This is a genomic window from Bradyrhizobium sp. CCBAU 11434, from assembly GCF_028128895.1.
In the GTDB taxonomy this organism is placed as follows: Bacteria; Pseudomonadota; Alphaproteobacteria; order Rhizobiales; family Xanthobacteraceae; genus Bradyrhizobium; species Bradyrhizobium zhengyangense.
Genome location: NZ_LBJX01000061.1, coordinates 1 through 19,506, shown reverse-complemented (window position 1 = coordinate 19,506; position 19,506 = coordinate 1). Strand labels below are relative to the sequence as shown.

16 protein-coding genes and 3 pseudogenes are annotated in these 19,506 nt (G+C 57.3%); 11 read left to right on the top strand and 8 right to left on the bottom strand.

Going from position 1 to position 19,506, the window contains the following annotated elements:
- Positions 1-210 (top strand): annotated as a pseudogene (locus XI06_RS13630) (hypothetical protein); the annotation flags it as partial.
- Here the strand turns inward: XI06_RS13630 and XI06_RS13625 are convergent.
- The 3 genes from XI06_RS13625 to XI06_RS13615 all read right to left on the bottom strand — a co-directional run bounded on the left by XI06_RS13625 (position 181) and on the right by XI06_RS13615 (position 3,099).
- Positions 181-567 carry a response regulator gene (locus XI06_RS13625; protein WP_333909327.1) on the bottom strand — a complete coding sequence of 129 codons (387 nt, stop codon included), beginning with the start codon at positions 565-567 and terminating at the stop codon, positions 181-183. The pseudogene XI06_RS13630 and the gene XI06_RS13625 overlap by 30 nt on opposite strands.
- A 521-nt stretch (positions 568-1,088) precedes the next feature.
- Positions 1,089-2,003 (bottom strand): ABC transporter substrate-binding protein, encoded by a 915-nt coding sequence (locus XI06_RS13620; protein WP_271605546.1) that lies wholly within the window; start codon positions 2,001-2,003, stop codon positions 1,089-1,091.
- 229 nt (positions 2,004-2,232) lie between these two features.
- Entirely contained in the window at positions 2,233-3,099 is an 867-nt protein-coding gene (locus XI06_RS13615) for an alpha/beta fold hydrolase (protein WP_237871108.1), read from the bottom strand.
- A 247-nt stretch (positions 3,100-3,346) separates the two neighbouring features.
- Between XI06_RS13615 and XI06_RS13610 the strand changes: the two genes are divergently transcribed.
- The 9 genes and pseudogenes from XI06_RS13610 to XI06_RS13570 all read left to right on the top strand — a co-directional run bounded on the left by XI06_RS13610 (position 3,347) and on the right by XI06_RS13570 (position 11,404).
- Entirely contained in the window at positions 3,347-4,216 is an 870-nt protein-coding gene (locus XI06_RS13610; RefSeq protein ID WP_237866341.1) for an alpha/beta fold hydrolase, read from the top strand.
- Positions 4,213-4,638: a hypothetical protein gene (locus tag XI06_RS13605; RefSeq protein ID WP_237866342.1), complete on the top strand. Its 426-nt coding sequence runs from the start codon at positions 4,213-4,215 to the stop codon at positions 4,636-4,638. The genes XI06_RS13610 and XI06_RS13605 overlap by 4 nt, the downstream gene beginning before the upstream one ends.
- 113 nt (positions 4,639-4,751) lie before the next feature.
- The gene (locus XI06_RS13600) at positions 4,752-5,288 is read left to right on the top strand and encodes a carbonic anhydrase (protein WP_237866343.1); all 537 of its coding nucleotides are present in this window, start codon (positions 4,752-4,754) and stop codon (positions 5,286-5,288) included.
- Between the two features lie 124 nt (positions 5,289-5,412).
- Positions 5,413-5,868 (top strand): annotated as a pseudogene (locus XI06_RS13595) (helix-turn-helix domain-containing protein); the annotation flags it as partial.
- A gap of 215 nt (positions 5,869-6,083) precedes the next feature.
- Positions 6,084-6,986, top strand: coding sequence for an alpha/beta fold hydrolase (locus XI06_RS13590; RefSeq protein WP_237866344.1), 903 nt, complete (start codon positions 6,084-6,086; stop codon positions 6,984-6,986).
- Between the two features lie 196 nt (positions 6,987-7,182).
- Positions 7,183-8,208: an HlyD family secretion protein gene (locus XI06_RS13585; protein ID WP_237866423.1), complete on the top strand. Its 1,026-nt coding sequence runs from the start codon at positions 7,183-7,185 to the stop codon at positions 8,206-8,208.
- Positions 8,177-9,754 carry an MFS transporter gene (locus XI06_RS13580; RefSeq protein ID WP_237866345.1) on the top strand — a complete coding sequence of 526 codons (1,578 nt, stop codon included), beginning with the start codon at positions 8,177-8,179 and terminating at the stop codon, positions 9,752-9,754. The genes XI06_RS13585 and XI06_RS13580 overlap by 32 nt, the downstream gene beginning before the upstream one ends.
- A gap of 175 nt (positions 9,755-9,929) precedes the next feature.
- Positions 9,930-10,193 carry a hypothetical protein gene (locus XI06_RS13575; RefSeq protein ID WP_237866346.1) on the top strand — a complete coding sequence of 88 codons (264 nt, stop codon included), beginning with the start codon at positions 9,930-9,932 and terminating at the stop codon, positions 10,191-10,193.
- Positions 10,194-10,580: 387 nt separating this feature from the next.
- A pseudogene (locus XI06_RS13570) lies at positions 10,581-11,404 on the top strand (alpha/beta fold hydrolase).
- Positions 11,405-11,633: 229 nt separating this feature from the next.
- Here the strand turns inward: XI06_RS13570 and XI06_RS13565 are convergent.
- Positions 11,634-12,365, bottom strand: a complete 732-nt coding sequence (locus XI06_RS13565) for a response regulator transcription factor (RefSeq protein ID WP_237866347.1) — start codon at positions 12,363-12,365, stop codon at positions 11,634-11,636.
- Positions 12,366-12,442: 77 nt separating this feature from the next.
- Positions 12,443-15,307 carry an ATP-binding protein gene (locus XI06_RS13560; RefSeq protein ID WP_271605545.1) on the bottom strand — a complete coding sequence of 955 codons (2,865 nt, stop codon included), beginning with the start codon at positions 15,305-15,307 and terminating at the stop codon, positions 12,443-12,445.
- A 247-nt stretch (positions 15,308-15,554) separates the two neighbouring features.
- Here XI06_RS13560 and XI06_RS13555 point away from each other — a divergent pair, with 247 nt between their 5' ends.
- On the top strand, positions 15,555-16,511 hold the full coding sequence (locus tag XI06_RS13555; RefSeq protein ID WP_237866349.1) for a GlxA family transcriptional regulator: 957 nt from the start codon (positions 15,555-15,557) through the stop codon (positions 16,509-16,511).
- 145 nt (positions 16,512-16,656) lie between these two features.
- Here XI06_RS13555 and XI06_RS13550 read toward each other — a convergent pair whose 3' ends face one another.
- Genes XI06_RS13550 through XI06_RS13540 form a run of 3 tightly spaced genes read right to left on the bottom strand, consistent with a single transcriptional unit; the run spans position 16,657 to position 18,706 of the window.
- The gene (locus tag XI06_RS13550; protein ID WP_271605544.1) at positions 16,657-17,751 is read right to left on the bottom strand and encodes an NmrA family NAD(P)-binding protein; all 1,095 of its coding nucleotides are present in this window, start codon (positions 17,749-17,751) and stop codon (positions 16,657-16,659) included.
- A gap of 42 nt (positions 17,752-17,793) precedes the next feature.
- Positions 17,794-18,135 carry a hypothetical protein gene (locus XI06_RS13545; RefSeq protein ID WP_271605543.1) on the bottom strand — a complete coding sequence of 114 codons (342 nt, stop codon included), beginning with the start codon at positions 18,133-18,135 and terminating at the stop codon, positions 17,794-17,796.
- Positions 18,136-18,139: 4 nt separating this feature from the next.
- Positions 18,140-18,706, bottom strand: coding sequence for an NAD(P)H-binding protein (locus XI06_RS13540; RefSeq protein WP_271605542.1), 567 nt, complete (start codon positions 18,704-18,706; stop codon positions 18,140-18,142).
- Between the last annotated feature and the right edge of the window lie 800 nt (positions 18,707-19,506).

The window sequence follows — 19,506 nt, the reverse complement described above, 5'->3', positions numbered from 1 at the left end:
CTAGAGGTCGCAACCAACGTTGCGGCCGCCGAAAGGCATCACGACGTGAGGGCGTTCGTGAATCTGTCTCAGATGACCGTCAAGGAGATGGACGTCTTCGATACGACGGAAAGCCCTCAACAAAAGCAACATTGGCTGGCCGAGCAGATACTGAGAGCGAAGGCCGTGCCGTTTGTGCCATCAATCATTCGGTGGCGTCGTATGGTTTAACAATTTCGAGACAGCAGTCACGACCTGCGCAGGCGCGAACGGCTTGTTCAGAAGAACGCTGTTGGGTACCCCCCGCGACGCCCACTCGTCGGCGGCTGCGCCGGTCATGTAAATCACCGGAAGGTCGGTGGATAACTCTCTGGCGCGTTGTGCCACCTGCCAACCCGTGTAGTCGCCACGGAGATTGATGTCGGTGACTAGAGCGCAGTAGGTCCCGCCATCGTCCAGCAGGTGTAGCGCCTCTTGACCGGAGCCGACTACCTCGGGTTCGAACCCTCCATCAGACAGCGCGTCTCGGACCATTTCGGCAATGAGGTAGTCGTCTTCAACGATCAGAATCCGCAACAGATTTTGCACCGCCCGCCCCTCCGGCCACCCGGTGTGGCAAATAGCTTAAGTACAAAAGTGCACACAAGTTCTACGTTGAGGAAAAAACAACATAGACCACCGTCGACACAGCGAACTGAACGCCCGCTCTGAATGAGAGAGCCAAATTGCGCCAGGGCTTTCGCGAAGCGTCCTTCCTGAGTTCGCGCAAAGTCCGATATGGGGCAAACCTAAGTACGGAGACGGGGATCCTTTTCGTCTCCGTCTTCCACATCGTTCAGACATTGAGCCTCCGAAGCCCAAAGGCCCCAGGCGAACAACCAGCTTGGCCATCGTATTCACCGGCCGAATTGGCCAAAACTTTACTGAGAGCATCTACGGGGTAGTCGGACCCGGGAGTACCAATTGGTCGTAGCACGCAGTGGGTCATCATTCGTGCCACGACGTATGGTATCCACATGAGTGCAGTCGAAGTGGACAAGACGGTCAGAGAGATTAGCACGGACGAAACTTCCATGGGGCGTTTGCGTATACTAAAGCGTGGATTTGGATCACTCAATTATGTCGTCTGTCATAGATAGAAGCGATGATAACTCCAGCCGAAGCGAGGCTGCAGTCTTCCGGTTTACGACCAGTGAAACCTCTTGTGATCGCTGCACAGGCAACTCTGCTGGCTTTGCGCCTCGCAAGATTCTATCGACAAACTCGGCCGCCCGCTCAAATTGCTTCTGATAGTTCGGGCCGCAAGCCAGTAAGCCCCCGGCAGCGACAAAGCCGCGGCGTCGAAAAACGGTTGGTAAGCTGGATATCAGCGCAAAGGTGAGCACTTGGTCGCGGTTGCCCCAAGTCAACTGATCGTTGGTTACGTAGAGAGCGTCGATACCCCGGTAGTGGGCCTCTAGCGTTGGGATGATAGCGTCTTCCACTCGGACGTCTAATAGGTCGATGTCGATGCCGAGTAGGCGTGCAACAACTTGGAGTTCTCCTGCCTCTAGTAAGGCGGCGGGGCTGTTGCCGTTGACAAGAATTGCCAGTCGTCGAAAACTCGGCAGTATATCAGTCAAGGTCTCCAAAAGCCGCCGGCAAATGTCCTTGCGCCCCAAAGACACTCCGGTAACATTCCCACCCGGCCGCGCCAGGTTTGCGACTAAGCCGTCCGCGACCGGATCTTCCGCTTGAGCAAACACGATCGGAATGGCTGAGGTTGATTGCATCGCCATGGTCACCGCTTGTGTACCGGCAGTGACAATGACATCGACGGGGGCGTGGACACATTCGGAAGCGAGTGTTGCAAACCGATCGGGTTGTCCTTCGGCCCACCAATATCTTATGACTGCGCGATCTTCGGTCCAACCTAGCTCGCGCAATTTATCCGCAAAGGCAACGGTGGAGCCGCGTTGCGTTGCAGGCGTGTCGGTTCCTAAGAAACCGACGGACGCAGGAGCCGATCGTGTATTGACTGACATGTCTCGCTAACCTGGTTAGAACAAGAATTGCCGGCACAAATATGGATGTATTCAACCGGCTTATGCGAGAGTGATTGCGTCGACCCTACCGCTTGGATCGTAAGGGCCGGTTTCTTTAGTCGCAACTCCAGATACCAAGTCTAATCGAACGAGCGTATTGGACAGCGTGGACCTGCGAAGATGAGCCGGACGACTATTCGAACTTTTTCTGATGCTAAAGGCACGTCGATCATTCGAATTCAGTACGGATCTCACCGGCCACTAGCTTTGGATTCTGCAGGTGAGGGTAATGTCCAATGCCGCGAAGAAGCTTCAGCTGCGTACCGAGGCGCTTGGCGAGCTCCACTCCCATCTCTTTGTTGATAAAAAAATCATCTTCACCCCAGATTACCTTCACTGGCGTTGTGAGGTCGGCCAGTTTCGATTCGAAGTAATCTTGGTCCCGAGTGAAATGCGAGTAATATTGGGAGAATGCGTCGACTGGAGTCATCGGCCCGTGCGACCAACCTCGAAGCATGTCGTCCTTGAAATCAGCCGCCACCTCAAAATGTGCCTCCTTGGGCAAACCCATCGTGAAAGCGCTCTCAAGTATTTGGTCGCGACCGCCGTTCATGTTGGCACGAACCTGCTCCATCGCGGGTCCCGTCTTCAAACCCTGCAGACCCGCATACATGAATTGAGGTCTGTTGAAGGGCGCGAAGTCGCCGACGATGATCTTTCTTGCGATAGTAGGCGTTTTCACGGCCAACAAGAGCGCGGGCAGCGCTCCGATGTCGGTTGCGTAAATCACAAGCCTCGACGGTTCGATGCCGGTTTTCTGAATGTATCGATCCAGAACCTGCGCGTAATCCGCGGGCGAGTACGGAAATCGGTCGACCGTCGGCCGTGAAGAAAACCCATAGCCCGGCCAGTCCAAGGCGTGAACTTCGTAGTCACCCGCCAGAGCCCCCACAACGCCTTGCCATGCATAGAGTGTCTCTGGAAATCCATGCAGAAGAAAAACGATCCCGTTCGCACCTTCGTTGCGAACAACCGTTCGTCGCAATTCGATGCCTTCGCCGATTTGAAGGAAATCCACCGTTGCGGGCCGTGACATCCCGTTGTCTCCTATCGCTCATCGCTGACAGCTTTGAGTGCGACGCGCCTGGCGGCCGCACAACTTCGGCCAAGAAAGGCTGAGGGTATGCGAAAATCAACTATGCCAATGTATGCAGTCGTGGATGCTTGGAGTCCTGAAGCGACAAGACTGCGTTGTGAGCAGGCAATATACAGCCGTATAATTTAGCAGATCTCGGCAGTCAGATAGCTTGCATCTCGCCATCTGAGACAAGCGAGATTTTCCCATGAGCAATCCTTCGAGCTTCACCGAGCGCATGATCCCCGGAAGCGCGGGACGTCTCTACACGAGAGATTATCCTGGCGAAGGTCCTCCGTTTGTACTGATGCACGGATTTCCGGATCATCTTGGTATCTACGATCAGCTGGTGCCGGAGCTGACGGCAGCAGGGCGGCGCGTGGTCACATTTGATTTCCTTGGTTTTGGAAAATCAGACCGGCCGGATGGCGCCCAGTATACATTTGAAGGACAGTTGCAAGATCTCGCCGCTGTCGTGACGGCTCTCGGCGTGTCGACATGCGTGCCCGTCGCGCATGATTCCTCCGGCCCGGCTGGGATCAACTATGCGTTGGCATTCCCCGAAAAAGTTGCCTCGCTTGTCATACTCAATTCGGGTTACGACGATGACTTTCCGGTTTTGTGGCCGGAAATGGTGACGCTGTTCGCTACACCCGGTCTGGCCGCTTTGGCTTCAGCGATCGCGAACGATCCGGCCCAGTTCGGATGGCTTCTCAATTGGCAACAAGACGAGTTCATGGCGGCTCAGCCGATCGAACAGAGGAATGCCTTCAAGAGTAGCGTTGGCCAACTTATCGCCGACAATTTCATGAAACAACCAAGCGGCGGACCGGCCTTCGTGCAGTTGGCCTCGCATTTCCTCGCCGAGCTTCATCGCAATACTCAGCATCTTCCCGAACTGAAAAGGTTCGACTTTCCCGTCAAGGTGATTTGGGGAGACTTTGACCCGTACATGACGACGAGCGTTGGTCGCAATCGGGCATCCCATTTCAAGAATGCCAAGCTCAGCCCGCTTCCGGGAGGGCACTGGCTCCAGGCCGATATCCCCGACCTTGTCGCAAAGGAGATGCTGTCATGATCCACACTGGTGTTCGACTTGCTTTAGGCGCTTTGGTTGCCGGCTTCCTGTTCGAAAGTGCCCCGCTGTTCGCGCAATCGTCGGCGAACCCTGGTGCGGGCTCGGTCGCGGCTCAGCACCATACGACGCGGGTCCTCGCGATCGGTAAGTTGACGGAGAAAGCGAAGTCAGCTGACCTTCCGGAAGTGCTTTCCCGAGAGGTTCCAGCTACGCTTGAGCTTTATCTTCGGGGCAAGATTGCCGATTGGTATGCTACGGCCGAACAGACCGAGGTCGTTTTCCTCCTCAATGTCACTTCGGTCGAGGAGGCACGCGCCCTTTTAGAGCCTCTGCCCCTTGGGCAGGCGGGCATGATGACATTCGATCTCACGCCGATCGGGCCCTTGCTGCCGCTGGGCAGGTTGCTCAAAGCGAAAAACTAACGAGGGACGTTCGCGCTGCTGCAACGGTCGACGCAGGCCGTTGCGCGCGCAGCGCACCAAGCGGTCCTGCAAGAATAAAGCGATTTCAAAAGATTCCGAAGGGGAGGGTTGACATGGAATTTGTCAGCACGTTGGCCGAGAGAAATGCTCACTTTGCCAGCGAGAGTTTCGATAACACGCTGAAGATGTTGCCGTCGATGCGGACCGTGATTGTCGGCTGTGTGGACGGTCGGGTGGACCCGGCGGAAGTTCTCGAGCTTGAGCAAGGTGAAGCGGTCGTCATTCGCAATGTGGGAGGCCGCGTCAATGCCGCCCTCTATGAGACGCTTGAGATATTGCAGGTCGTTGCCAGTGCTGCCGGCAAGCCGCTGGGCGAGGGATGGAATCTGATCGTCCTTCATCACACAAATTGCGGGATCGTGCCGTGCTTCAAGCATGCTCCCGATCTATTGGCAAAGAATTTGAGCGTTTCGACCTCGGACCTCGATCACATGGCTATCGCGGATCCTTACGAGGCGGTTCGTCTCGACGCCGCCATGCTCGTGTCAAGCGATCGACTACCGGCGGGTCTCATAGTCTCCGGAATGGTCTACGACGTCGCTACCGGCAGGATCGACATCACGGTTCCACCCGAGCTGGTGCGCGGATAGGTCTGCGTGCCAGTCGCCCTGCCCGTGAAGCTAGAAGGTCCTCACGACAAATGGCCGCGAAACCGTATGGCGATAAGCAATGCTAACTGAAGTGCAGAGCACCACTTCCTCGGGGGTTAGCCTTTTGGCACGTCGAGAGCGACCCGGATCGGGCCGCGCAAAGGTTAACCCTTTGCAGAAATGGCGCCTTCGGCGTGTCGAACAGCACGTCGCCCTACATTTCGATCGCACGATCAGCCTGTTTGAACTCGCCAGTGTCGCTGGGCTTTCTAGAATGCATTTCGCGGCCCAATTCCGGGCCGCGACCGGATGCCGACCTCACGAATACCTCCTCAATCATCGTGTCGAGCGGGCTAAAGCCCTGCTGACGACAACCCGGTTGTCACTAACCGAGATCGCAATTGCGGCGGGATTTACTACACACCCGCGCTTCTCCAAGGTGTTCAAGAGCATCAGCGGCCAGGCGCCGGGACGATGGCGAACCGTCGCTAGACGTCAGCGACAAGGGATCGGCCCAGTGCCGCATCCACCGGTATCGTGTAAACTGATCGCGTCCCAACACGCCAGTGGCTTAGCCTAAGCTCCTGGCAGTTTCCATAACCGTCCAACTCTGAGAACAACACTGAAGTGATGATCTCAAAGGGTCTCGGAGCTCCGAGCGCGTTTCCGTTGTTGCCTACATCAGCGTTTGAGAGTTGGGAGCGATACGCTCGTATAATGGCCTGCGTCCCCCCGTCATGCACGACTGCAGCGTATGCAGGCGGCGACATTGCAACGGCCCAGGAGGAAACCGGGATGTCAGCGATAACCGAACGTAAAGATGACCAGAGCGGGGCGGGCTTCAGAACGGCGCGTGTCGAAACGCCAAGCGGGGGCGTGTATGCGCGCGATTACGCTGGGACCGGCCCCGCGTTTGTCATGATGCACGGGTTTCCGGACAATCTGCACATCTACGATGACCTTGTCCCCCGACTTACACGCGCAGGACGCCGCGTGGTGACGTTCGATTTCCTTGGGTTTGGCGCCTCTGACAAATCGCAAGAAGGTGGGTACAGTTTTGCTCAGCAACTCAGCAATCTGGAAGCGGTTGTCTCCCACCTGGCTCTGGAGAGTGCAATGCCGGTCGCCCACGACTCTTCGGGGCCCGCAGCATTGAACTTCGCGCTGAAGGATCCCAAACGCACCGCAGCCGTAGTTGTGTTGAACTCGTTTTACTGCGAAGCGCCGACGCTCAGGTACCCAGAATTCATCGAGCTGTTCGCCAGCAAAAGTCTCAACAAGCTGAGCGAGACGATTCGGAGGAGCCCTGAGCAGTTCGCGTGGGTCCTCAATTTCCAGCGGGCCGCATTCCAGGCCGAGCTTTCGGAACAGCATCGCGCGCACTACTCGTCGGTGTTGGGTCCAATCATCGATGCGAATTTTCGGGAGCAACCCAGTGCGGCCCGCGCTTTCGCGCAGATGACGGCAGGACTTTTCGAGGAAGTGCAGCGAAATACGCAGCGATTACCCGCGCTGTCCTCCATGACAGTTCCCGTTAGACTGATCTGGGGAGACAGAGACCCCTATCTCAATTTGGGCGTGGCCGAGCACTTGGCTTCTGCACTGAAATACGGAGAACTGGTATCGCTTCCAGCTGGACATTGGGTCCAGATGGACGAGCCGGGTGCGGTCGCGCGCGGAATGCTTCGACCGTTTTGAAGCAGCGCGTGCCCTTTGGCTGAATCGTATCGGTGATCATAACCAAACGCTCGGGGTGAAGAATTTGCGCCGGGCAGCACAAGCCTCTTCTGGTCCGATCAAGGTAAGCAATGTGACCGACGCTTCATCACAGATACTAGCAACGCCGGCCCGCGGAATTCTCGGGCGGTCTCTGATTCCGATCGTCGCCGTGATTATGGTGCTGATTTTGGCAGGGACTGTCGCGGTCCGCTGGGATGAGTGGGTCGCGATGCGCAGCATACAAGTCACGGACGATGCCTACGTTCGGGCTGAGACGGCGCGGATAAGCACGAGAGTTGCCGGGGAAATCCTCAAAGTCGGCGTCAACGATTTTCAACGCGTTCGAGCTGGCGAGCTCTTGGTGCAGGTAGATCCTGCCGACTATCAGGCGTTGGTTGACCAGTCGACGGCGGCCGTGGCTGCCGCCAAGGCTGGGCTCGACAATCTGGCGAATGAAATTGAACTTCAGTATGCAACAATCGCCCAGAGCAAGGCACAACGGCAATCCGTCATGGCGCTCGAAGTCGAGGCGGAGCAGGAACAGGAAAGGCAGCAAACGCTGTCAACCACAAGCTCCGGGACGAGGCAGCGACTAGAGCAGGCGGTCGCCGCTCTTGCGAAAGCACACGCTGACGTGAGATCGAACGCGGCGTTGATCGCAGCTCAGGAACATCAATTGGACGTGCTCGCCGGTCTGCAAAGGCAGCGTAGAGCTGATGTCGCCGCGGCGGAAGGTGCCCTAGCGGCTGCAAGACTTCGGCTGGGATATACGAAGATCACGGCGCCATTCGACGGCGTCGTGAGTGAACGCCAAGTGCAGACCGGCGATTATGTCAACATCGGCACTAACCTCATAAGCGTCGTACCACTGCCGAATGTCTATGTGATCGCGAACTACAAGGAGACGCAGCTAAGGAGGGTACGGGAGGGACAGGCAGTCGAGGTTTCGGTCGACACGTTTCGCAATCAACCCCTACGCGGAAGAGTACAGCGCATATCCCCGGCAAGCGGGTCTCAATTTGCTCTTCTGCCGCCGGATAATGCGACAGGGAACTTTACGAAAGTTGTTCAGCGTGTCGCGGTCCGCATTGTCCTGGAAGACGGGCAGCCCTTGGTGCAACAACTGTTGCCTGGAATGTCAGCCGTGACCAGGATCCACGTGATGGAAGATGCCGAACGGGCCGTTAGTAATGCCCGCTAACGTAGACGCCAGGTCAAGTCATCGCCCGATTTTCGCAGTGGGGGCAGTACTGTTCGGCGCGTTTCTCGCCAATTTCGATTCCAGGCTGTTTTCGGTGGGACTTCCAGACCTGCGCGGAGCGTACTCGCTCAGCTTTGATGAGGGGGCGTGGTTGAGCACAGCGGCCACGGCATCGCAGATATTTATCGCGCCCGCGGTCGCCTGGATGTGTACCGTCTTCGGTCTCCGCAAAATACTTGCTATTCCCAGCGTGGTCTATGCGGCGATCTCTATTGTGATGCCCCTCACTGATACCTACGGTGTGCTGATAGCTCTAAGCATATTGCATGGGCTCCTGCTTGGGACATTCGTTCCTGCAACGTTGCTGATAGTCGTGCGAAATTTGCCGCGTAAATGGTGGATCGTCGCTATGGCGATCTATTCGGCACGAGTTGGGCTGTCGCTGAACGCCGGGATTTCGATCGTCGGCTTTTACGTGAGCGACGTTGGCTGGCATTGGTTGTTTTGGCAGGACGTTATTATCGCGCCGCTCATGGGCATCTGTGTTCTCCTCGGGACACCGCATGAGGCCATCAACCGACGCTTAGTCGCGGAGGCCGATTGGGGGGGAATGCTGCTGCTCGGCTCTGGAATGGCGATGATCTATGCCGGTCTGGATCAGGGCAACAGGTTGGACTGGCTGCAATCGGGGGCCGTCGTCGCTCTTCTATCCGGGGGAGCGGCCTTATCGCTAGGGTTCTTACTGAACGAGGCCCTTATCCGTAAGCCCTGGGCACGGATAGACGTCATCCTGACCCGCAATATCTGCCTGGCGCTGATCGTGATCCTGCTCTACACGCTCACCGCGCTATCAAATGCGAGTTTGGTCCCAAACTTCCTGATTTCGATCGGCCGGCTACGACCGGAGCAGACCGGGGGGCTATTTCTAACGTTCGGCGTCCTGCCCATGCTGATCTTGCTTCCTTCGACGATCTATTTGGTTCAGCGCCACGACCCTCGGCTTGTATTAATTGTCGGCCTTGCTGCGTTCGGGTTTGCGGGGATACTCGGCACTGGCATCACCCATCAATGGTCGGTTGACGACTTCATCCCGATCTTGCTGCTTCAAGCTTTAGGACATTCCTTCTCACTTCTTCCGCTGATGATGATTGCTTTGGCAAGCTCCGACCCGACGCGGTCGACCGAATTTGCCGCGTACGTCCAGGTGATGCGGCTGGGGGGCGCGGAGATCGGCATGAGTGTGATGGCGACATGGCTGCGCGTGCGCGAGCAATTTCACTCGAATCTACTAGGGCAGTATATCGACGGAGGTAAATCCGACGTGATGCACTTCATTGCGAGACTGACGGAACACTTCGCGTTTGCGCCGGCCAACCTGGCGCCGGCACTGAGCATCAGATCGCTTGTGTCGATTGTCCAACAGGAGGCGAATACGTTGGCGTACATCGACGGATTCTGGCTGACGGCGTTGTTCGCTGGCTTGGGATTGGGGTTCGTCACGTTGATGACCAGATCTCCTCCAGGGCCGTTCTCGTCGGATCGATGAACGGCTCGACGTAACAGCCGGATCACCATGGCCGCGGGCGAGCCGGTTGGCAGGCCCGAAAGGCTCGGGTTGTAGGGTTTGCTGACGGCGCTGCCGACAGCGACGTGAAGCCGCGTCGGCGATAGTGAGACATGAAGAAGATCTGCGGTTCAAGCGCAATGAGGGGGTGGCTCGAATGGCACGCTGGCTCAACTTGCGGTCGCTGGTTCTGATCGCAACACTGGCAGGACTCTTACTGTTCTCCTGTGTGGTTGCCTATTTGGGGTGGACCTCTACCGATGCTCTTGTGCCGGCGTCAGGTTACGTCGCAATGGCGATTGGCGTCGGCTTTTCATTGGTTCTGGGCGTTGGTTTGATGGCGCTTGTATTCTATAGCAGCCGTCATGGTTACGATGAGCCGGCACATCGCTTAAACGAAGATGATTTGCCCGAGCGTTGAGGCAGCGCTTCATAGCGCAAGACCGAGACGGCACCGATCGTCGAGCGCTTTGTGTTGGTACGATGGCTGACACGATGGCGTTTGCCGGTGCGTTTCGGAAGCTGCCGCTTGGCCCTGAGCGCTCGACAACGAGCTCCTTACGACGCGCAGGCGTCGGAACCCTGCGCCGCGAAACCCCTGTATAGTTGTATAGTCGGTGCACTTGCGCGATCCAGGACGGGCGTTTTGCGCAACAACAGGAGACCGCATATGTCGACCAAACCTCTCGAATCCGTCTCGAACTCTCGTCGCACGCTGCTAATCGCTGCGAGCGGCATAGCTGCGGCAACGAACCTGCCAGCGGCGGCGAGCCAGCCGAAACAACTGATTCCGCGAGGAAGAGATAACGTGGAGACAGTCACGGCCAAGGACGGTACAACGATTTTTTTTACAAGGACTGGGGAATGGGCAAGCCGGTAGTGTTCTCCCACGGCTGGCCGTTGTCTGCCGATGCCTGGGACAGTCAAATGCTTTTCCTGGCCTCACAGGGCTATCGTGTCGTGGCGCATGACCGCCGCGGACATGGCCGGTCGGGGCAATCGTCAACAGGCAACGATATGGATACGTACGCCGATGATCTGTCGGCGGTTATCAAGGCGCTCGATCTCAAGGACGTGACCCTTGTGGGTCATTCTACGGGGGGCGGCGAGGTCGCAAGATACATCGGACGTCATGGGACCAGCAGGGTTTCAAAAGCCGTGCTGATCGCTGCGGTGCCACCCTATCTGCTCAAGACGGCAGACAATCCTGAGGCCGCGCCGAAAGAGATCTTCGACGGTCTTCGCAGCGGACTAGCGGCGGACCGTTCGGCTTTCTTCAAGAATCTTGCGGTCCCGTTCTTCGGATACAATCGGCCCAATGCGAAAGTTTCGCAGGGGGCTATCGATTCATTTTGGATGCAGGGCATGCTGGGGGGCATAACCGGCCAATACGAATGCATCAAGGCCTTCTCGGAAACGGACTTCACAGAAGACTTGAAGAAGATGACGGTGCCGACTCTCGTCATTCAAGGTGACGACGATCAGATGGTCCCGATTGGAATTGCCTCGCAGAAAACCGTCAAGCTCGCGCCCATGGCGCACCTTAAGGTTTACGAAGGTGCCCCGCACGGTCTCTGTGTCACGCATGCAGATAGGATCAACGCCGATCTGTTGGGATTCCTGAAGGCGTGATCCCGCTGGGCTTGGGCCGCATCGCTGCCTTGCGGCGCCCGATCGGCCATCCATCCCTGCAGTGGGTGGCCGGTCGACCCGAAAGAGCAGCAACACAGGGGTTGGGCTACCCCGACGCTTGAAGATCGGTGCCCTTCCAAGTCGCGCGCGTGAAGTTGTTTCGACGCAGGCGGAAACGAGGATCTCCGGATCAATGGGAGGGCGGCGCGCCTCTCGAGCGATCCCCAGACTAGTGATAGTCCCTTGGCAGCGCCGGCAGCGAGGTGCGGTATGAGAGAGCGGGGCCGTTTGCAGACGCTAAGGCTTCGGAGACTCGCACGAGGTCGGCCACCGTGCGGACCATCATCTTTCGCATCATCGATCCACGATGTACCTTGACTGTTATCTCGCGCAACTTCAGCTCACCTGCGATTTGCTTGTTCATCAACCCCCGAGCAACCAGAGAAAAGACTTCCTTTTCCCGAACCGTTAGTGTTGCAAATGATTGGGTCAGCTCAGAAAGGCGCGAATTCCGGCGGAGTCTGATGGCATCATACTCAAATGCCTCCGCCACTGCGTCCAACACTCGCACGTCCTCAAAGGGCTTGGCGAGAAAATCGACAGCCCCGGTTTTCATGGCCCTTACGGAAATTGAGACATCCGCTCGCCCCGCGACGATGATCGGGATTTCGACGCCTGACTGCCGCAATCCCCGGCAATCCGCAATCCGGGCATCGATGATGGCACAACCGCGGTTGAAGGGCTGCCAAGCAGCAACGAACTCTTGGGCCGAGAGGAAGGTTTTCACGGGAACATCAGCGGATTGCAGAGTGTTTACGAGCGAGATTGTCGCTCCAGGATCGTCATCGACTACGTAGACAGCGGCCTTGTTTGCCGGGCTTTGCATGAGTTGGCTCCACAATAGGTTGAGGCTGTCGGCAGGACCGGCGAACGTGCCCGATCCGTGCTTCTGCTGCGTCATAAGGATCCGGCGTGGCCGTAAAGTCCTTGGGCAAGACCTGAAAAATCCCTTAGGCCCTTGGGTTGAGGAAACGGGCCTTAGCCGATCGCGGCCAGAAGGTTTTGCGCGTCGACAAGGTCGAGGTTCGAAAAGCCTTCAGTAAACCACCTGTAGATTGGATCCAGGATATTGCGGGCTTGGGGGATCCGTGCTTGCTTTTTGAACAGTCTCGCCAAAGACGTTGCTGCCCTGAGCTCCCACGAGGGGACGGATTGCTGTTTTGCCAAGTCGATGGCCTGCAGCAGGCATTGTTCCGCAGCTGGGTAGTCCCGTCGCCCGAGCGCGATTTCACCCCTAATGCGGAGGAGCTCGGCGAGATACCATCGCTCTCCGGCTCGATCGGCATGACCGATCGCTTCCGAAATGGCCTGCAGGGCGGAAGCGTGATTGCCGGCCGCCAGCTCTCCCAGTGCCAGCTCTCCCAGAAAAGTCACGTACCGGGTCTGGAAAGTTTGTCGATCGAGAAGGGCGAGGCCTGACCGCAATCGAGCGATCGCCGTGGTAGAGCTTTGTTGCCGCAACTCCAAGGCTCCATCGTAGCATTCAGCCCATGCTGCAAGCGCCTGCGATTCTTGCGAGGAAGCGAGTTGCGATAGCATCCGCGTGAATTCCTTCGCCGCCTGATAGTCCCGTGACTGGAGCGCAATCGCACATGCCCCATGGATCAGTACGTTCGAAATTGTTGGAGCATGTCCGTCGGCCGTGACGTCTGCCACCGCCTGCTTCACGAGTCGGCAGGCCTGTTCCTGAAATCCCTGGAGCCAAAGTATGTGAGCTTGATAGATGAGGGCTACCACGCGCTGCTCAAACCCATATCGCACCAGGTGTAATCGACCGGGGGGTGCCCTATACCGACTAAGGAAGTGCTCGAGGTGTTCACGTGCCTTAGTCTGTTCGCCAAGGACATGCAGCGTCATGCCAAGCAGCCGCTCCCCAATCAATCGATCTGGAATCGTCTCCGGCAAATCGGTGAAGTGCTCAGCGATCAGGAGCGCCCCCCGGTAATCTCCCGTGAGGTAGTGCCGGATCCAGAGCCCCCACATACTGCGCAATCGGTATTCATCGTCTCCAAGTTCATCCGCAAGATCAGCGGCGTGTTTCAGAACCTGATACATTCTGTCGTTGGGGCCGGCGGTCTGGATGATCACTGAGCCAAGCGCGGCGTACATGCGCATGTCTCGGAACCGATCCTCTTCGACAGATGACCCCACCAGCGAAACTGCGCTCTCGAGCCAGTTTCGGCATTCTGCCAGTAGTCCTTGCCGAATCCAGAGCGAAGCCGCGGCCGCTGCCAGCTCTACGGCAAGCAGTGCGGCGCCCGTGGAAGCGAAAGCCCAATCCAGCGCCGATCGTACTTCGTCAACCAGCCCGACGGGAACATCGGAAGGCCGGCTTTTGTCCGGTATGTCCTGCCGATCAATACCCGCGATAATGTTATAAATTACGACCGCGTGTCGGCGGGACAACCCGTCAAGCTCTCCGCTGTCCGACAGCTTTGTCAGTCCGTAGCTCCGCGTCAGCTCCAAAAGCCTATAGTATGCCACTGGCCCGCCAACATCGCTTGCAACGAGCGATTTTGTGACGAGACTTCCGAGAACCTCCGCGAGCTCAAGCTCGGTAAAGTCATCAGCGAGCATTGCGATCCAGTCGAGGGGGACGGGGGTTCTGAAAGCCGCCATGCGAAGGAGAAGTCGTTGTTCCTTCTCGGTAAGGGTCACAAAACTCCAGTCTAACGTTGCTTGCAGTGTCTGGTGACGGGGCAGGGCGGTCCGTTGTCGCCCTCTCATCATCAGCGCAAAGCGGTCACGAAGACGGATGTCCAACCCTTGGACACCTAGGAAACGCACCTGAGCTGCGGCAAGCTCGATCGCGAGAGGTATGCCATCGAGACGCCTGCAGATCCCCACAACGATCGGCGCCTGGAAGTCTGTGAAGTCGAACTGGTCGAAGCCCGCTCTGGCGCGCTGTACGAATAATGCTATCGCTGAAAAACCGAGGGCTTGGCTTGCGGACAGCGAACTCCCATCGGGGGGAAGGTCGATGGGACCGAGCTGGCGCGTCGTCTCGCCCCTTGCTCCAATGGGCTCTCGGCTCGTTGCGAAAATGGTGACGCCCGGCGCGCCGCTCAAGATAGCTTCGACGAGCAACGCAGCCGCTTCGATCTGATGTTCGCAGTTGTCGAGGATGATGAGAGCTTGTTGATCTCTAAGCAACCTGACGATGCCTTGTATCGGCATGTCAGACATCATCGACAACCCTAGCGCGGAACCAAGGGCGCTAGGCACATGGCGGCCGTCTTCAACGGGTGCCAGGTCGACATAACATACGCGATGTTCGTAGGTGGCCTGGATCCGTTCCGCTACGGCAAGGGCAACCGTGGTCTTCCCTATGCCTCCTGCTCCGACGACTGTAACCAGTCTCTGCCGCGGCAGCTCGGTCACAAGATCCCGGATGGACTGTTCGCGGCCGAGAGGCTGGGTCAGCTGACTGGGTGGATTTCGCCACCGTGGCTCACGTCCGCGGTCATCGGTTCTGGATTCGGGAAGCGTCCCCTTCGGGGGGCAAAGGATCCAATCCCCGACCAATCGGTAGCCGCGCCCCGAAACGGTTTTCAGTACTTCACGTGAGGCCGGTCCAAGTGCTTTACGAAGAACGGAAACATGAACCTGAAGGGTATTTTCGCCAATGGCGGCTCCAGGCCACACCTTGTCCATCAGCTCATTCTTTGTGACGAGCTCTCCCGCAGATTGCACCAGCACCTCGAGAATATCAAATGCGCGACTGCCGATCGCCACCGGAACGCGCCCAACGCGGAGTTCGCGGCGATCGAGATCGATCTGCGTGTCCCCACACTCGTATATGGCCTGCTGGCCTGGCGCCTCTTTGTTTTCTGAATCTTGCATGCAAATTGGCCCTAAGCCGCTTTGCGACTACGCTTCCTTCGTCCAAAGACACTCAATTGCGAAACCGCTCAGCCTACCGCCGGTCGATCCTTTCTTTAAACGCCCGAATTTCACGCGAGAAATTAGCTTCTGTGCTCTCAACGTTGTAGGACGTTTTTGCCACTCTTTATGCCGCGGCGATCACAAAGGTGTCGAATGCGGGCTAAATCGCAAGTAGAGTGCAGACTTCAGACACTCGGGTATTTGGATGCATCGGATCGGTTTCATCGTGCCGCAAGGCTTTCAAATCCTCAGCTTGGCTGCCCTGACCGGGTTTGAGGTCGCGAACTTACTGCCTTCGGGACCGCGCTACCAAGTTGAGCTTCTGTCGGAGCGAGGAGGGCCGGTCCCGTCGTCCACCGGTGTTGCAGTCTACACGGCCCCATTCACGGGCGCCACGTACGATACTGTTGTGCTTGGTTCCTTAACCGAGTTCGACATTCCGCCCGCGAGCGCCGCCGTGGTCGCGTTCGTGCGTCAGGCCGCTATGTCATCGAGACGAATTGCCTCGATCTGCAGCGGAGCTTTTGTGCTTGCCCAAGCCGGCCTGCTCGACGGACGGCGTGCCACCATGCATTGGGCGCACGCCGACGAGTTCAGGCGCCGTTTTCCTAACGTGCGGACAGAAGAGGATCGGATCTTTATAAACGACGGTCCGATCTGGACATCCGCAGGTATGACCGCGGGCCTCGATCTCGTTCTGGCACTGATCGACAGTGATCTCGGCGCAGAGGCAGCGAAGGCGGCGGCCCGCCTGTTGGTCATGCACCAACGGCGCATGGGCGGGCAAAAGCAACATTCGGCACTCCTCGACATGACGCCAAAGTCCGACCGAATCGAGTTGGTGCTAGCGCATATTCGCGAGAACTTGCAAAACGAGCTTTCGGTCGAGGAGTTGGCTGAAGTCGCCAATCTCAGCGCGCGCCAGTTCAGCCGCACCTTTCTTGCTGAGACCGGTCAGTCGCCTGCCAAGGCCGTTGAACGCATTCGGTTGGAGGCTGCCAGGTTCATGATGGAAGAGGGGCGGCACTCCGTTAAAGAGGTCGTCGAGTACACTGGATTTGCCGACCGCGAACGCATGCGCCGGTCCTTTATCAGGACTTTCGGCGTGCCGCCGCAGGCGCTGCGGCGGAAGGCTAGGCGCGAGCCGATCAGCGCCGCCTAGCGAACAGACAAAATTCTAATCTTCCATCTGGACGGGGATGATTATGATACGCTCGACAATTCGAGCGAGGGCGGCAATCTTTACAGCCAACCCCGGCAAGCGAGGCCACGCTTGCGTTTGAAGCATGAAACAACGTCCACCGGAATCAGAGCCGCCCTTTTCTCCGGTCCTCGTTGCTCTTCAAGATCGGGGTCTCGTTTTGTATATTTTGAGGTTGTACCCGCTCCCAAAGACCCCCCTTTCCAAGTTCTCTTCCAAGCTTGTCTTCGCGCCTCATCCATTCTTCGGCGCTTTTGATCCCTTTGGGGTGGATCTCATCCAACAACGCATAGTCCCGCTTCACAATGCCGTACTTCCACAGATTCCAGAAGCCGGTAAAGTTGTCGCGGAAAGTCATGGTGCTTTTGTCATTGGGATCTGCGTTATATCCCGCCGGCGCGTTTGCGATGAACTTTAGTGGTCCGTTCCAGTAGGAGTGCAGGTCCGTGTCAATATAGCGCGCAGGTTTCCCCGTGACCTTCGTGAACGCGGCCGCAAGACCAGCGTAAGCTACATGCTCGATGGCGACCTCAAGGTTCATGCCGTTCGTACGCTCGGGATGGTCAAAGAGCCAACGAACGTAGTAGCCGCAATCTTCGCTCGAGGCGTGCACTACGGCGCCGTCCCCCAGCGGCACCCTCCAGGTGACAATGCCGTCCTCAACGGTTGGCGTCATGGGCATCATCGGTTGAAATGCCATTTCAATGTATGGTCCCGATGTGAACAGTGCCGCTCCCATGCGACCCTTGTTCACCGTATTTTGGGACAAAATCCAATCTCCGATCCGTCCTTTTCCATCATAATGCCCGCTACGGAATCGGGAATCATACCCCGATTTCTTGAGCCCATAATCTAGGTTTCCGTAAACAAAAAACTTGATCCCCTCTTCGATCGCAATTTCGTAGCAACGGATTGCCCAATAAGTCTCCGTCTTTTCGCCAGTGTTGAAGCCGTCAATATTGATGAAGGCCCCATCGCAACCACGAAATCCCTCGCGCAGGGTAACCTCGTCGGCGAATGATCCTTCGAGCATCGAAACATTGTCTAGGGTGGCGAGAGATTTTGCGCGGCGCGAAAACGGATCGCGAGTGAGTACCCGTGCAGAATTCTTGCGATCAGCGACAAGGGCTCGAATGATCGGCATTCCCTGCGCGCCCGTGCCCCCGACTACAAAGATTTTGGACGTGTTGTGTGATGACATAATATCTCTCCGGGTAAATCGCGCCGTCGGATGGCCGCCTAATCAGGATGATGGCGTGAACGTCGCTGCGTTCTTTTCGACGAATTCCCGGACGCTCATTGGCCGTTGTCCGGTGATCTTTTCTACGTCGTCGGAATATCGATCATATCGATTGTCGCGGTGCAACTCGGTCATCGTCGTGATATGGGAGACGACGTGTGAGGGGAGCCCCAGCGTGGCAACTTTGCCCGCCCATATGTCCGGAGGGACATTTACGTAACTGATGGGTCGTCCAAGCGCGAGCGAGAACTCTCGGGCGATTGCGTCAACGTCCTGCGACACGGGCCCGGTCAGGTGGTAGGTCTGACCGATATGTTTGTCCGGGGCGCCGAGTATTTCCGCCACGACCCTAGCTACGTCGAAAGCTGCGATTGCGGAGTTGTTTCCGCCCCCCCAGCGGTGCAAGGATCTTGTCCTGCGCCGCCACGGCTCCGGCGAGCTGAAGGAAGAGTCCTTCCATAAATGCCGTTGGGCGCACTTCGACAACCGGCAAACCGGACCAGGAAAGGACCTGCTCGGCCAGCCAATGCTGCTTCTGCTGCGGGCTCGACGTGGTCTCGCAGACGGACATCTCTTTGACTGTCATCTGAGACATATTCACAAAGGCTTTGACCTTATGGTGTTTGGCGACTGCCGCAACGTTAACGGACGCTTCAAGATATTGCGGGGACAGGGACATGCCGAAATAGAGGCGATCACACCCTTCGACCGCTTGATGCGCAGCTTTTAAGTCGAGCAGATCGCCCACGACGACCTCGGCACCAAGCGCTCGCAGTGCTGCCGCCCGTCGGTCGTCTGTACGCACTTGCGCACGAACGCGGTATCCACGCGCGAGCAGAAGTTCAGTCGCATGCCTGCCGACGGATCCGATCTGGCCCGCGGCGCCGGTCACGAGAATCGGCTTACTGTGATCCATTGGAAACACTCTCATTGCTGCTGATGCGGAGATCGGCCTTCATCAATTGGTCTTTGGCTTATGCCGGCGATGGCAGCGGTCTAACGATCAGACGTCTCCGGTCAAACTATACATGGGTGTATCGGCCATTTCACAATGGCGGGTCTGGAGTGTCGGCGACGCACTAAACTCAATCCCGGAGGTCGCTCATCCTGTCCTTCGCGTTGTACACCTGCGTATAATTGCCGTGGTCAGTCTTCCAGTCTTCTCTGAACGGACGTTTGAATCGACCGTCTTGAGAATTCTTCCTGCGCGATGTCGTGGACTTGGCATTGCAGGCGTAAGAAAGGGCGAGCGAACCGACTGGAAGTGCGGTCGAGGAACAAGAACTTCTGTGCCTCCCGCAAAGACTGAAAGGAGATACCGCATGAGCAGCCTCTCTAGGCGCACCATCCTTGAAGCCGCGGCAGCGTCTGTGATTGCCGGCGGCATCGCAACATCGTCAACCGCAAGGGAAGAGCAGTTCACGGAGCATTTTGTGGGGCGCGAGCGGGGAAAGGTCTACGCGCGGGAGTATGCGGGATCTGAACTCCGTAACGGACGGGTCTCATGGCAGAGTTTATAATTTTTGGAATTAGCGTCGCGCTCAGCTTTGCTGCTTGGGGAGCCGTCTGCTATCGCTACATCTGGCCATTAATCCGATCGCGCTCATTGCCGGATGCGGCTGCGCCTTTGCTCTATATTAGGGTTCAGACTCAATTGATCCAATAGGCGACGATGGCGGCGAGGTGGACGGCGGCTAAGAAGTTCCTGGCGAGTTT